Source organism: Geobacillus sp. DSP4a (genome assembly GCF_013096875.1).
Lineage (GTDB): Bacteria > Bacillota > Bacilli > Bacillales > Anoxybacillaceae > Geobacillus > Geobacillus thermophilus.
Genome location: NZ_SDLD01000058.1, coordinates 1 through 13,322, shown reverse-complemented (window position 1 = coordinate 13,322; position 13,322 = coordinate 1). Strand labels below are relative to the sequence as shown.

10 protein-coding genes and 1 pseudogene are annotated in these 13,322 nt (G+C 53.2%); 8 read left to right on the top strand and 3 right to left on the bottom strand.

The features are described 5' to 3' along the window. Nucleotides 1-126: 126 nt before the first annotated feature. The 4 genes and pseudogenes from ETC02_RS15030 to ETC02_RS15015 all read left to right on the top strand — a co-directional run. A pseudogene (locus ETC02_RS15030) lies at nt 127-1,287 on the top strand (diguanylate cyclase); the annotation flags it as partial. A 178-nt stretch (nt 1,288-1,465) separates the two neighbouring features. Continuing rightward, the gene (locus tag ETC02_RS15025) at nt 1,466-2,218 is read left to right on the top strand and encodes a DeoR/GlpR family DNA-binding transcription regulator (RefSeq protein WP_063211317.1); all 753 of its coding nucleotides are present in this window, start codon (nt 1,466-1,468) and stop codon (nt 2,216-2,218) included. After that, nucleotides 2,215-3,126 carry a 1-phosphofructokinase gene (pfkB, locus tag ETC02_RS15020; protein WP_063211315.1) on the top strand — a complete coding sequence of 304 codons (912 nt, stop codon included), beginning with the start codon at nt 2,215-2,217 and terminating at the stop codon, nt 3,124-3,126. Before ETC02_RS15025 ends, pfkB begins: the two co-directional genes overlap by 4 nt. Nucleotides 3,127-3,152: 26 nt before the next feature. Continuing rightward, complete coding sequence (locus tag ETC02_RS15015; protein WP_050367309.1) at nt 3,153-5,024, top strand: PTS fructose transporter subunit IIABC; 1,872 nt, start codon at nt 3,153-3,155, stop codon at nt 5,022-5,024. A 56-nt stretch (nt 5,025-5,080) separates the two neighbouring features. On the opposite strand, the gene ETC02_RS15010 is transcribed toward ETC02_RS15015, so the two are convergent. Beyond that, a complete protein-coding gene (locus tag ETC02_RS15010) occupies nt 5,081-6,055 on the bottom strand; it encodes an MBL fold metallo-hydrolase (protein WP_050367308.1) in 975 nt (324 codons plus the stop codon). 143 nt (nt 6,056-6,198) lie between these two features. Here ETC02_RS15010 and ETC02_RS15005 point away from each other — a divergent pair, with 143 nt between their 5' ends. Further along, the gene (locus tag ETC02_RS15005) at nt 6,199-6,600 is read left to right on the top strand and encodes a secondary thiamine-phosphate synthase enzyme YjbQ (protein ID WP_050368673.1); all 402 of its coding nucleotides are present in this window, start codon (nt 6,199-6,201) and stop codon (nt 6,598-6,600) included. Between the two features lie 174 nt (nt 6,601-6,774). On the opposite strand, the gene map is transcribed toward ETC02_RS15005, so the two are convergent. Both map and ETC02_RS14995 read right to left on the bottom strand, forming a co-directional pair. After that, on the bottom strand, nt 6,775-7,524 hold the full coding sequence (gene map, locus ETC02_RS15000; protein ID WP_050367307.1) for a type I methionyl aminopeptidase: 750 nt from the start codon (nt 7,522-7,524) through the stop codon (nt 6,775-6,777). A 162-nt stretch (nt 7,525-7,686) separates the two neighbouring features. After that, nucleotides 7,687-8,988, bottom strand: a complete 1,302-nt coding sequence (locus ETC02_RS14995) for an ATP-binding protein (RefSeq protein WP_050367306.1) — start codon at nt 8,986-8,988, stop codon at nt 7,687-7,689. Between the two features lie 269 nt (nt 8,989-9,257). Between ETC02_RS14995 and ETC02_RS14990 the strand changes: the two genes are divergently transcribed. From ETC02_RS14990 to ETC02_RS14980, 3 genes are all read left to right on the top strand, one after another. Continuing rightward, nucleotides 9,258-11,624: an immune inhibitor A domain-containing protein gene (locus ETC02_RS14990; RefSeq protein ID WP_063211344.1), complete on the top strand. Its 2,367-nt coding sequence runs from the start codon at nt 9,258-9,260 to the stop codon at nt 11,622-11,624. A 159-nt stretch (nt 11,625-11,783) separates the two neighbouring features. After that, the gene (locus tag ETC02_RS14985; protein WP_050367305.1) at nt 11,784-12,032 is read left to right on the top strand and encodes a hypothetical protein; all 249 of its coding nucleotides are present in this window, start codon (nt 11,784-11,786) and stop codon (nt 12,030-12,032) included. A gap of 209 nt (nt 12,033-12,241) precedes the next feature. Further along, nucleotides 12,242-13,045: a uroporphyrinogen-III synthase gene (locus ETC02_RS14980; RefSeq protein WP_050367304.1), complete on the top strand. Its 804-nt coding sequence runs from the start codon at nt 12,242-12,244 to the stop codon at nt 13,043-13,045. Nucleotides 13,046-13,322: the final 277 nt, after the last annotated feature.

The following is a 13,322-nucleotide window of genomic DNA, read 5'->3' as shown; positions in this document are numbered from 1 at the left end:
TTATGTCTTCTGTTGGCAGGCGAAACGATCGATCGAGTTCTTTCCGCTACCTAGGGCATTTTCTATGACCGAAATGCCCTATTTGTGCTGGGCTTTTTTATACACTAGCACTGGGGTGAATAGTTACAATTTTTGCAATTATACCAACTAGTCTCCAACCGCGCCAACAGAGATCACCTCACCGGCCTATACAACCACGGTTTTTTCAAAGAAACGCTCAAGGAGCAGTTTTTCGACTGCAAGCTGTTGAAACAGCCGTTGACCTTGGCATTTCTGGATTTGGACGATTTTAAAAAATACAATGACCGGAACGGGCATTTGCAAGGAGATCGTTTGTTGGCTTTTTTTGGGAAGCTGCTGCAAAAAGCGGTGGACGGGACGAACTTCACGGTCGCCCGCTATGGCGGCGAAGAGTTTGCCATTTTGATGCCCAACACGACGAAAGAAGACGCGTACGCGTTTTTAAACCGGTTGCGCAAAGAAGTGAACGATACATATTTTGACGGCGTCGAGCATATTCCGTACCGTTGCCTGTCGTTTTCGTGCGGCATCGCCGAGATGGAAAAGGATATGCATGAAAGCGATGAGCTCATCCACCGCGCCGATCAGGCGCTTTATTACGCGAAGGCGCAAGGGAAAAACAACGTTCAGTTGTATGATAAACATAATATGTGCTTGGATGAAATTAAGTTTAAACAAGACTTGGAAGCGCTCGAGCAACAAGTGAAATTCTTTCTTTCGAAAGATGTCTATACATACCGCCATAGCAAACGGGTGTTTAAATATGCGTTGGAGTTTGGCAGTCGTCTTGATGAGTTGACCGACCATGAACGGCAGACGCTCATTTTAGGGGCGCTCATCCATGACATTGGCAAAATTGAAGTGCCACGCGATATTTTAAATAAGCGGGGAAAGTTGGAGAAGCATGAATGGGAGATCATTAAAAAGCACGTAACGTGGGGACGCGAGATTGTGGCGGCGGAGAAGCGGTTTGATGATTTGCTTCCGCTTGTCGAGCTGCATCACGAACGATATGATGGAAAAGGGTATCCGTACGGGCTGAAGGGGGAAGAAATCCCGAAATTGGCCCGCATTTTGTGTATTATCGACTCGTTTGATGCGATGACAACTGAGCGGCCGTACCAGCCGACGAAAACGTTTGAAGAGGCGCTTGAGGAAATCGAGCGTTGCGCTGGGACGCAGTTTGATCCCGTGTATGCGGCGAAGTTTGTCGCGTTTGTGCGCGAGCATTATTTGCCGCTTGCAGAGATGGAGCAATTGAATTAAGGGAAAAAGGCACTTGCCTAGGGCAAGTGTTTTTTATTTTGGTTTTGAATGTTTTTGAATGGTTTTTCTTATTTATTGAATGATATTGATAGAAAATGAATGTTTTTGATTGATTTTTTCGTTGTCTTGGGATATGATAGAGTTGTAAGCGATATCCCCGGTGATCGGAGGTGGGAGTGTGCTGACCGAAGAACGCCACCGCTTCATTTTGGAGCTGTTGGCGCAAAAAGGAGTCATCAAGCTGCAAGAGCTCGTTGACGCGACCGGGGCGTCAGAGTCGACGATTCGCCGTGATTTGACGCAGCTTGAGACCGAAAAGAAACTGCGCCGTGTGCACGGCGGGGCGGCGTTGTTGCAGCAAAAACGTGAAGAGTTAAGCGTGTCGGAAAAATCGCTGAAATATATCGAAGAAAAGCGGCGGATCGCCGCCTATGCGGCCAGCTTGGTGCAAAAAGGAAACTGCATCTATTTGGATGCGGGAACGACAACGTGGGAAATGATTCCGCATTTGGCTGGCAAAGAGGTCATTGTGGTGACGAACGGCGTGATGCATGTCGAGCGGCTGCTTGAGCATAACGTCACGACGTATTTGGTCGGCGGCATGATCAAGCCGAAAACGAAGGCGTTGATCGGGCGCGGCGCCATCGAGTCGCTGCGGCAGTACCGCTTCGACCAATGTTTCATCGGCGCGAACGGTGTTCATTACGACTATGGTTATACGACGCCGGACCCGGAAGAGGCACTGGTGAAATATACGGCCATGCAGCTGGCGCAGCGTGCGTATGTGCTTGCAGACCATTCGAAGTTGAATGAAAGCGCGTTCGCAAAAATTGCGGATTTGCATGAAGCGGTGTTGATCACCGATGAATTGGATGAAGAGTGGAACGATTTGTATCGAACAAAAACAACAGTAGAGGTTGTGGCTCCATGATTTACACATGTACGTTGAATCCATCTGTTGATTATATCGTTCATCTCGATGAGCTTCATGTTGGCGAACTGAATCGTTCGGTGAAAACGTTCACATTTCCGGGCGGGAAAGGGATCAACGTGTCGCGTGTGTTGAAGCGCTTGGGTGTTGACAGCACGGCGCTTGGGTTCATCGGCGGATTTACCGGCGGGTACATTGAAAGCGAACTTCGGAAAGAAGGCATTGCCTGCGATTTTGTTCATGTCCCAGGGCAAACGCGCATTAACGTCAAACTGAAAGCGGGGCGGGAGACGGAAATTAACGGCGAAGGCCCGGCGATTGCCGATGACGATGCCGCGCAATTGATCGCGAAAATTGGAGCGCTTTCGGCCGGTGATGTGCTTGTTCTTGCTGGAAGCGCGCCGACGTCGCTGCCGGCGGACATGTACGAGCGATTAGCGGCTCGGGCGGTGAAGCGGCGCGTTCGCCTTGTTGTTGACACGAGCGGTCCGGCGCTCGGGGCGCTGCTTGCGTGCCGCCCGTTTTTGGCTAAGCCGAACCATCATGAGCTGGCCGAACTGTTTGGTGTTGCGATGGTGACAAGAGAAGACATCGTGTTGTATGGCCGACGACTGGTGGAAAAGGGAGTGGAGCACCTCATTGTGTCAATGGGCGGCGACGGGGCGTTTTACTTCAACGAGGAAACGGCGCTGTTTGCCGAAGCGCCGAAAGGCGCAGTGAAAAATTCGGTCGGGGCGGGCGATTCGATGGTCGCTGGATTTTTGGCTGCCCAAGCGAACGGGAAATCGATTGAGGAAGCATTCGCTTACAGTGTCGCCGCTGGAAGCGCGACCGCGTTTTCGGAAGATTTGTGTACGAAAGAGGAAGTGGAAGCGCTCGTCGACCGCGTCCATATCGTGCATTTATAAATTGAAAATAAAGGGGGATTGGGCCAATGAAGATTACAGATTTGTTGACAAAAGAAACGATGATTCTCGCGCTTCAAGCGAAGACAAAGGGCGAAGTCATTGATGAACTGGCTGAAAAGCTTGCCGAAGCGGGAGCGGTCAGCGATGTGGAAGCGTTTAAGCAAGCCATTTGGGCGCGGGAAAAACAAAGCACGACCGGCGTTGGAGATGGCGTTGCCATTCCGCACGCCAAAACGGCGGCGGTCAAGCGCCCAGCGGTGGCGTTCGGCCGTTCAGCGGAAGGCATTGATTATGAGTCGCTCGATGGCAAGCCAAGCCATTTGTTTTTCATGATCGCCGCACCAGAAGGCGGGGAACAGACGCATTTGCAGGCGTTGGCGAAACTATCGTCGCTGTTGATGGATGCCTCGTTCCGCACCCGGTTGGAGCGTGCTTCGGATGAAGAGGAGATCCTCCGTTTGTTCAAAGAGAAAGAGAACAAAAGGGAAGAACCGTCTCTGCAAGGCGCCCCATCTGGCGGCCGACGGAAAGTGCTGGCGGTGACCGCTTGTCCGACCGGAATCGCTCATACGTATATGGCCGCTGATGCACTGAAAGCGAAAGCAGCGGAAATGGGGGTATCCATCAAAGTCGAGACCAACGGCTCAGATGGAGTGAAAAACGAGCTGACGGCGAAGGAGATTGAAGAAGCAACGGCGATCATTGTCGCAGCCGATAAACAAGTCGACATGGACCGTTTTGACGGGAAACCTGTCATCCAAGTGCCGGTCGCCCGTGCGATCCGCGAGCCGGAGAAGCTCATCGAGCAGGCGCTGCGCCAAGATGCACCGATTTATCGGGCGAGCAGCACGGCGCGAGGCAGCGCGGGAGCGGCGAAGCCGCGCACCGGTTTTTACAAGCATTTGATGAACGGTGTATCGAATATGCTTCCGTTTGTCGTCGGCGGCGGGATTTTGATTGCCCTTTCCTTCACCTTCGGCATTAAAGCGTTTGATCCGAACGATCCGTCGTATCATCCGTTTGCCAAACTGTTAATGGACATTGGCGGCGGCAATGCGTTTGCGTTAATGGTTCCTGTGCTGGCCGCGTTCATCGCCATGAGCATTGCCGATCGACCAGGGTTTGCGCCGGGGATGGTCGGCGGCTTTCTGGCGGCGAACGGCGGAGCTGGGTTTTTGGGGGGATTGATCGCCGGTTTTTTGGCCGGGTATTTGGTTGTCGGGCTGCGCAACCTGTTCAGCCGTTTGCCGCAGTCGTTAGAAGGCATTAAACCGGTGCTGTTGTATCCGCTGTTCGGCATTTTCTTGACTGGCATGATTATGATGTATATTGTCATCGATCCGGTGAAAGCGCTGAATGAAGGGTTGAAACATTGGCTCGAAGGTATGGGAACGGCGAACTTAGTGCTGCTTGGCGTGGTGTTAGGCGGCATGATGGCAGTCGATATGGGCGGTCCGATTAACAAAGCAGCGTTTACGTTCGGAATCGCCATGATCGACGCCGGCAACTATGCGCCGCATGCGGCGATTATGGCTGGCGGGATGGTGCCGCCGCTCGGATTGGCACTGGCGACGACATTCTTCAAGAAGAAGTTTACGAAAGCCGAGCGCGAGGCCGGCAAAACGTGCTATATTATGGGGGCTTCGTTCATCACGGAAGGGGCGATTCCGTTTGCGGCGGCCGATCCGGTGCGGGTCATTCCGTCGATTATCGTCGGCTCAGCTGTAGCCGGGGCGCTGACGATGCTGTTTGGCATCGGACTTCCGGCGCCGCACGGCGGAATTTTCGTCATCCCGATCGTCAAAGGCAGCGCATGGCTTTATATCCTTGCCATTTTGATCGGCTCCGTCGTGACGGCGCTGATGGTCGGGCTGTGGAAAAAAGAAGTGAAAGAATAAGAGACAAGGCGTTCCGCGGGCAGCGGAACGCTTTTTGTCCGTTGGAGCGGCGGGCTTTATGGCTCGTTTCCGCCCGATTCCGCACGCCTGAACCCCCCGCTTGCGGCTAGTTGGGCGGCATCGATCACCTCGCCGAGCTTCAAGCAAAGCAAGCGCTCCTCTTCCAATCCGCGCCGCCGCCATTCAGCCCATAGGCGGTCAAGCGCTTCTTTCGGCGTATCGTCGGCCAAGCGGAACGCCCCGTAATGCATCGGGACAAACAGGCGAGCGCGGCAGTCCAAAAACGCCTGCACGGCTTCTTCCGGGGTCGTGTGCTGCGGCCCCATGAACCATTCCGGTTCATAGGCGCCGATCGGCAAGAGCGCATAGTCGATGGAAAAGCGGTCGCCGATGTCGCGAAAGCCTCGGAAGTAGCCGCTGTCGCCGGCGAAGTAAATGGTGGGGGCGCCGTTTGATGTGATCACCCATCCGCCCCAATGCGACGTGTTCGTGTCCCACAGCGTCCGCCGTGTCCAATGTTGGGCTGGAACGAATGTGAGCGTCACGCCGCGGAATTCAGCCGTGCGCCACCACGACAGCTCAGTGACATGGCGGAAGCCGCGGCGGCGGAGCAGACGGCCGAGCCCCTCGGGCACGAACACGTGCGGGTCGCCCGGCAAGCGGCGGAGGCTGCCGATATGCAAGTGGTCATAGTGGCCATGGGAGATGAGCACAACGTCCACAGGCGGCATGTCCTCAAGCGCGATGCCCGGAGCTGACAAGCGTTTGGCCGTGCCCATCCGCTGCGCCCAAACCGGGTCGGTGACGATCGTAACGCCGGCCAACTGCATGATAAAGGTCGAGTGGCCAACCCAGCAAAGCTGCGGCCGTCCGCCGGGCTTGTGAAGCCGGTCGGATTGCGGCGGCTCCATGCGGGGTACAACGTATGACAAATCTTTTTGTTTTTGTTTCCGCTCCCGTTGCCAGCGACGAAAATCAGCCCATGTTTTGTGCGTCGAGACGTTGTCGAGATTCGTGTATCGTTTCGGCACGGCAGTTTCACCCCAATGGACTTTGCTAGGAGACTCCCGTTTCCATGCAGGGATGGCAGGTGGGAGGCCGTTCCATGTGCTATAATTAAATGGTAGCAAATTTTGCGTTGTTCTACAAAATATTTGTTCAGGAGGTGAAAGACTTGCTTCAATCTTTTTCGCTTCGCACGACAAAGCGCGATGAAATGGTGGAGATTACGTCATTTGTCGAAGAAACGGTGGGCCAGTCCGGGGTAGAAGAGGGGGTGGCGATCGTTTATTGCCCGCACACGACAGCCGGCATCACGATTAACGAAAACGCGGATCCTGACGTGAAGCGCGATATGATGCGCCGCTTTGATGAAACGTACCCGTGGGAGCATCCGCTTGACCGCCATATGGAGGGAAACACGGCCGCTCATATGAAAGCGAGCACGGTCGGCGCGTCGCAACATGTTATCATTCATGAAGGCCGGCTGCTGCTTGGCCGTTGGCAAGGCATCTATTTTTGTGAATACGACGGGCCGCGCCAGCGGACGTTTTACGTGAAAGTGCTGAAAGGGTAGTAACCATAATTATATTATGTAAACAAAATGGCAGGAAAAAGCAATGGCAACACAGCGGCCGCAACGGTCTGGCCAGAATAAAGAGAAGGGAACGAAAAACCCGGGCCAACGTGTACCCGGGTTTTTCGAATGTCGAAAAAATCAAGCTGTTGAGAACAAGAAATATCTGCATCCTTACGCCGTCGTCGTTAAGATCAGCGGCCCGTTTTTCGTAATGGCGATCGTATGTTCATATTGCGCCGAATACGAGCCGTCAATGGTGCGCGCCGTCCAGCCGTTTGCGTCCATTTTGCTTTGCCATGCCCCCATGTTCACCATCGGCTCGATCGTAATGACCATCCCTTCCTTTAAGCGCATCCCTTTTCCTTTTTCGCCAAAATGGGGAACGTACGGCTCTTCGTGAATCGTCGGCCCGATGCCATGCCCGGTGAAATCGCGGACGACGGAAAACCCGTGCGATTCGACGTACGTTTGAATGGCATGGCCGATATCGCCGATCCGGTTGCCGACGACCGCCTGTTCGATGCCTTTGTATAGCGACTGTTCCGTGACATGGAGCAGCTTTTGCACATCTTCACTTACATCACCGACCGCGTACGTCCAAGCCGAATCAGCGAGCGCCCCACGCCAGTTGACCACGAAATCGATTGTGACGATGTCGCCCTCTTTCAACGGCTCGTTGCGCGGAAACCCGTGGCAAATTTCATCGTTAATGGAAGCGCATGTCGCATACGGATAACCGCGGTAGCCTTTTTGTTCCGGTTTGGCGCCGTATTTGGCCAAAAACGTTTCAACGAACCGGTCGATCTCCATCGTCGTGACCCCCGGTTTGATGCGCTTGGCGATCTCTTGATGACAGGCGGCCAAGAGTTTCCCCGCCTCACGCATCAACTGAATTTCTCGTTCCGTTTTGACGTGAATCATGCAACTGTCTCCTTTTCCTTCGGTATGTTTCCATCCTATAGTATTGTAACAAAAACGCCAGTGGTGATAAACTGTCGGGAACATAGGACAAAGAAAAAGGACACCTGAACAGGCATCCTTTGTTTCGCTGGTTATCGTCTTCCCCCGGTTTGGCCGCGGCGCTTACAAGACGGCAAACAACTGCTTTTCTTTATCGGAAATCGTGGATGGGGATGGGGACGGAGCGAGCGGCAAATAAATCGATACCGTCGTTCCTTTATGTATTTCGCTTTCAATTCGAATTGTTCCGTTCATTGATTCGACAATGCGATAGACGACCATCATGCCAAGCCCGGTGCCTTTGACTCCTTTTGTCGTAAAGTACGGCTCCCCAAGCCGATCAAGCTGTTCTTTCGTCATGCCGATGCCGGTATCGGCAATGCGGATGAGCACGCGCCCGTTATCGAGCGAAGCGTATACCCACAGCGTGCCGCCGTTCGGCATCGCTTCAATGGCGTTTTTCATGATATTGAGCAAACATTGGCGGAACTTTTCCCGTTCTCCCATTACGGAAAACGGGGCGAGCGATGCCTGAATGTCGACGCAGCTCATATTGGCGAGCGGACGGATGATGTCGATGGCCCGCTCCACTTCCAGTTTGACGTTCAGCTTTTCCGGCATCTCCGGGGCCGGCTTGGCGAATGTCAAGTAATCGGTGATGATCGCTTCCGCCCGGTCGAGCTCCTCCAACGCAATGCGGGCGTACTGGCGGCGCTTTTCAGCGGCAAGCGGCTGCTCTTCAATCAGCTGGATAAACCCGCGCGCCGCTGTCAAGGGGTTGCGGATTTCATGAGAGATGGAGGCGGCCAAATGGGTGACCGCTTCCATTTTTTCGGCACGGATGATCCGTTTGCGCAACGCCATGTCATGGTACACCATCTCGCGGGCGGCGCAAACGATGAGTATGCTTGCCGGTTGTACGAGCAAAAATGTAAGTGAAAGAAGAAGCGGGGGCGGGTTGTTGACGATCCACTCTGCCATGGCGATCGTCAATAGGCCGGATGCAAAGCTGAGCAGCGTTGCCAGCAGCACGCGCTGTTTGGACGGCAGCGAGGCAAAGCGTTTTGTCCATAAACTACTGACCGCAGCGATGGCAATGGAAACAACGACAGTGATCAAAACATCGGCTCCGCCGAACAATGAGCGATAGACGATCGTCACGAGCACCAACAAGGCGGCCGGACCAACCCCGCCGTATAGGCTGCCGAGCCAAAGCGGAATTTGCCACAAGTCGAACATAAAATCGTTTTCCGCGCCGACTGGAAGAGTGATGCATAGGACGATTACAATGGCGTAACAAGCGGTCGGCAAATACAGGCGGAGGCGCTTTGGCCCTTTTTCTTGCTCCGTCCATAGCGGGACAAGAAACACCGGCAGGAGAATAAAAAACAAGTTCAGCAAAAAGTCTTTTAAAATACTAAGCATCGCGGCACCTTCTTTCCCATCGTCAGCTGCATAACCAGAATTTCTACAAAAACTGCGAATATATTACATTGTAACCGGAACACCACGGGTCTGTTAAGGTGAAATTGATAGTCTTTTTTTGCTATAAATCTCGTTTTTTCGACAAACATAGGCAAAAAGAACTGTTTTGTTCTTAGTCAAAAATTCCCTTTCGTTTTTTGGAATTATTCTATAATATTTTAATTGTATAGAGTTTCTATCAACCTTTTATTTGATATGGAGGGATGTTTTTGAAGAAACGGTCGATCACATCACTTGTTGCTGCGCTGTCGCTTGGAATGGGCCTATGGGCAGCGCCGGCGGCCGCCCCGCAGGCCGCCAATTCGGGAGCACCTTTGGCAGCCAGGCACGGCGGTCCGGTCGATTTGGCGGTGGCGAATGAAGAGAAGCTGGCGGAGATGTTGAAAAAAAGCGGCAAGCTTCGCGCTGACGCCACCCCAGCTGAGGCGGAAGCAGCGGTGCGCGCCTATTTAAAACAAAAGGCGGCCCACGCTTCGAAAGAAAAAGGAGAATTGCACGAATACGAGGCAAAGCGGGCCGATGTGCTGCGCGAGAAGGGGCAGAAAAACAGTATTTTGAATGGGAAAGGAAAAAAGCTTGGCCAGACGAAAAACGATTCCGTTCCGTCTGTCAAGCCAGAGGCATGGAACGGTGGCAAGCGGGTGGACCGCGTGCTCGTTTTGCTCATTGAATACCCGGATTTTCCGCACAACCGCATTCAACCGAATGAGACGGATATGTATTATAAAGATTATACCCGTGAACATTATGAAGACATGATTTTCGGCGGGGATGACGGCTATTACGCAGGACCGAACGGAGAAAAACTCATCTCGGTGAAAAAGTATTATGAAGAGCAATCAGGCGGCAGCTATTCGATCGAAGGAAAAGTGGCGGGCTGGTATCAGGCGAAGTATCCGGCTAAATACTATGGCGGCAACGTGCCGACCCCGGATGGCAATGACGCCAATCCGCGGGCGCTTGTGCGCGAGGCGCTGGCGGCGGCTGCCCAGGATCCGACCATTGATTTGCGTGAGTTTGACCAAGAGGATCGCTACGATTTAGACGGCGACGGCAACTACCGCGAGCCGGACGGCTTGATCGATCATTTGATGATCATCCACTCGAGCGTCGGTGAAGAGGCGGGAGGCGGTTCGCTCGGCGGCGACGCGATTTGGTCGCACCGCTGGAATTTAGGATCGATCTATCGCATCCCGAACACAACAACCGATGTGCCGTATTGGCGCGGCCAGCTGGCGGCGTACGACTACACAATCGAACCGGCCGATGGGGCGGCAGGGGTGTTTGCCCATGAATACGGCCACGATTTAGGGCTGCCGGATGAATATGATACGATTTACTCCGGCTTGGGCGAGCCCATTGCCTATTGGTCGATTATGTCAAGCGGAAGTTGGGCGGGACGCATTCCGGGCACCGAGCCGACCGGCTTCAGCGCCTGGGCGAAACAGTTTTTGCAATCGACGATGCCGGGAAGCAACTGGCTGACCGGGGCGACCGTTGAATGGAATGAGATTACAAAAGACGGTGTAGAAGTATTGCTTGACGAAGCAAGCACGAAAGGGACGAACCATGACGCTGTGCGCATCAATTTGCCGAAAAAGGAAACGGTCGTCACTATTCCGCCAAGCGGTGCGTACGCCTATTTCTCTGGAAGCGGAAACAACTTAGATCATACGATGGCAACGACGATCGATTTGACGAAAGCGTCCAAGGCGATGCTCGCTTTTGACACATGGTATGCGATTGAGAAAGATTGGGATTACGGGGCGGTGGAAGTGAAACCGCATGGCAGCAACGAATGGACAACAATTCAAGGAAACATTACAACGACCGACAATCCGTACGGGCAAAACCCTGGCAACGGCATTACCGGTACGTCAAACGGCTGGGTGAAGGCAGAATTTGACTTGTCGGCCTATGCAGGACAAACGATTGACCTCCGTTTCCATTACATCACTGATGCGGCGGTGTCGGAAGCCGGCTGGTATATTGACAACATCCAAGTGACAGCTGATGGGGCAACCGTGCTTGCCGACGACGCCGAAGGGGACAGCGCCTTTGCGGTGGAAGGCTTTGAAAAGAGCGATGGCAAGCGGTATTCGGATCATTACTATTTGTTGGAATGGCGCAACCACCGCGGCGTCGATGAAGGGCTCGCCCATATTTTGCGCGGCGACCGGCTTCTTTCGTACGATCCAGGGCTTGTCGTCTGGTATGTGGATGAAGGCTATGACAACAACTGGACGGGCGTCCATCCGGGCGAAGGGTTTCTTGGCGTTGTGGATGCCGACCAGCATACGTTAAAATGGTCGGGCAATACGACAGCGCCGACTCGCTATCAAGTGCACGATGCGGCGTTCAGCCTGCGAAAAGGAGCCCCATTCCGCGTGGCAATCAATGGCTCACAGCTGATCGACAACGATACATCGCCGACGCCGACGTTTGACGACAGCCGCTCGTATGACAATAAAGGGGCGGAAGACGCCGGGCGGAACGTGCCCAACTACGGGTTGAAAATCCGCGTGATTGGCGAAAGCGCTGACCGCACCGCAGCGCGCGTGTTGATTTACCGCTGACAACATCTAGAGGCGCACGGAATGTTTCCGTGCGCTGAACATTTATCGACACGGTTTGTCATCCCTTCGTCGAATTTGTTGATTTTTCTTCACCCCTTTTTCTGTCTTTTCCTTTTATAATCAATAAGTAGGAATGGGTGAGAAGGGGGAACAAGCGGAATGAACGAATTGTACCAACAACTTTCGGCGTGGATTGAAGAGAAGCAGCCGGTGCGCGTGCAAACGGAGCAGGGGGAGGCGGTCGTGCTGCCGGTCAAGCTGTATCAAGAAGCACGCAAACTGTTCGTTTACAATCGGCAAATGCGGCTGATGAACATCCCGCTCGATCGGATCATTTCCGTCGAGCCGACGCGCATCACCGGTTCATTTGACCGCCGCGGAGAAGAGGCCATGGTACATACTCGTTGAACGGAGGGCACGCGTCTTTGGGCGCGTGTTTTTTTGATGGTGGTCGGCTGTTTCTGCCTGCGGTCTGTTCTGTTGCGCTGGGCTCTATACCCAATGAAGGCGGCATTCGCGTTGCGATGTGCCAGGGAGCGGAATGGTTTTTGTTGCATAGGCAAAGACTATCTTTTAGAATGGAAAGGACGAACGACTGACCATAAGGGGGAAGGGACATGCATGGCAAACGGATTGCCTTGTGCGCGTCACGCAAACTGGACGAAATGACAACGCTTATTGAAAAGCAAGGAGGAACGGCCATCATTCGTCCGGCGCAAGGGACCGTCTTTTCAAAGGGAAGCGAACTGGGAGAGGAAATGCGAACCGTCATCGCCATGCGGCCGGACTGGATCGTATTTACGACGGGAATCGGCTTTGAGGCGCTGTTGGAAGCGGCCGACCGGGAGGGAATGGCTGCTCAATGGCATCGAACGATCAAGGAAGCGAACGTGGCTGCCCGCGGCTATAAAACGGTGACGGCGTTGAAACAAATCGGCGTCACCCCGGTGGCCGCAAGCGAGGACGGGACGACGAAAGGGTTGATTGCTGCTCTTTATGGGCACGACTTTGCGGAAAAAAACGTTGTTGTACAGCTGTACGGCGATACCGCGCCAGCCTTGAAGCAGTTTTTTCTTGAACAAGGCGCTTTGTATACGGAATTGTTGCCATACCGGCATATCGCTCCGGATGAGGAGACACTGGCGACATTGTATAAAGAAATCGTCGGGCGCGAAGTCGATGCCGTCTGTTTTACATCGGCGATGCAAGTCCGCTTTTTCTTTTCGTTCGCCCGCGAGAAAAAAGAGATCGCACCGCTGCTTGACGCGTTTCGCACCGATGTCGTGGCCTGCGCCGTTGGCAAAGTGACAAAAGAAGCATTGGAAGAAGAGGGAGTCGATCGCGTCATCGCCCCGGAACATGAGCGGATGGGAGCGATGATTGTGACGCTCGCTCGGTATTTTGATGCCCAAGCCCTTTAGGGGGCTTTTTTGTTTTATATAAATTGTTTATCCTATTATATAAAAAAACCCTTTATTTTAACGTGTTATATTACCCTGTTTAATAAAAAATTGAAACTACCCGTGGTGCTAGATAAAACTCAGACAAGCATAAAAATAGCCCTTGCTGGCGGATCTCCAGTAGAATGAAAGTGTCACCCAACATTCGAAAGGAGAGATCCCCCATGCAAGAGCACTTTCATTTTACTACAGATCCAGCCAAACTTCAAAAACAATATGCCGCTATTTTCTGTTTTGT

Coding starts and splice junctions, on each gene's coding strand:
- pfkB (WP_063211315.1), top strand. CDS start 2,215: ATGATTTACACATGTACGTTGAATCCATCTGTTGATTATATCGTTCAT.
- ETC02_RS14995 (WP_050367306.1), bottom strand. CDS start 8,988: ATGCTTAGTATTTTAAAAGACTTTTTGCTGAACTTGTTTTTTATTCTC.
- ETC02_RS15015 (WP_050367309.1), top strand. CDS start 3,153: ATGAAGATTACAGATTTGTTGACAAAAGAAACGATGATTCTCGCGCTT.
- map (WP_050367307.1), bottom strand. CDS start 7,524: ATGATTCACGTCAAAACGGAACGAGAAATTCAGTTGATGCGTGAGGCG.
- ETC02_RS14985 (WP_050367305.1), top strand. CDS start 11,784: ATGAACGAATTGTACCAACAACTTTCGGCGTGGATTGAAGAGAAGCAG.
- ETC02_RS14980 (WP_050367304.1), top strand. CDS start 12,242: ATGCATGGCAAACGGATTGCCTTGTGCGCGTCACGCAAACTGGACGAA.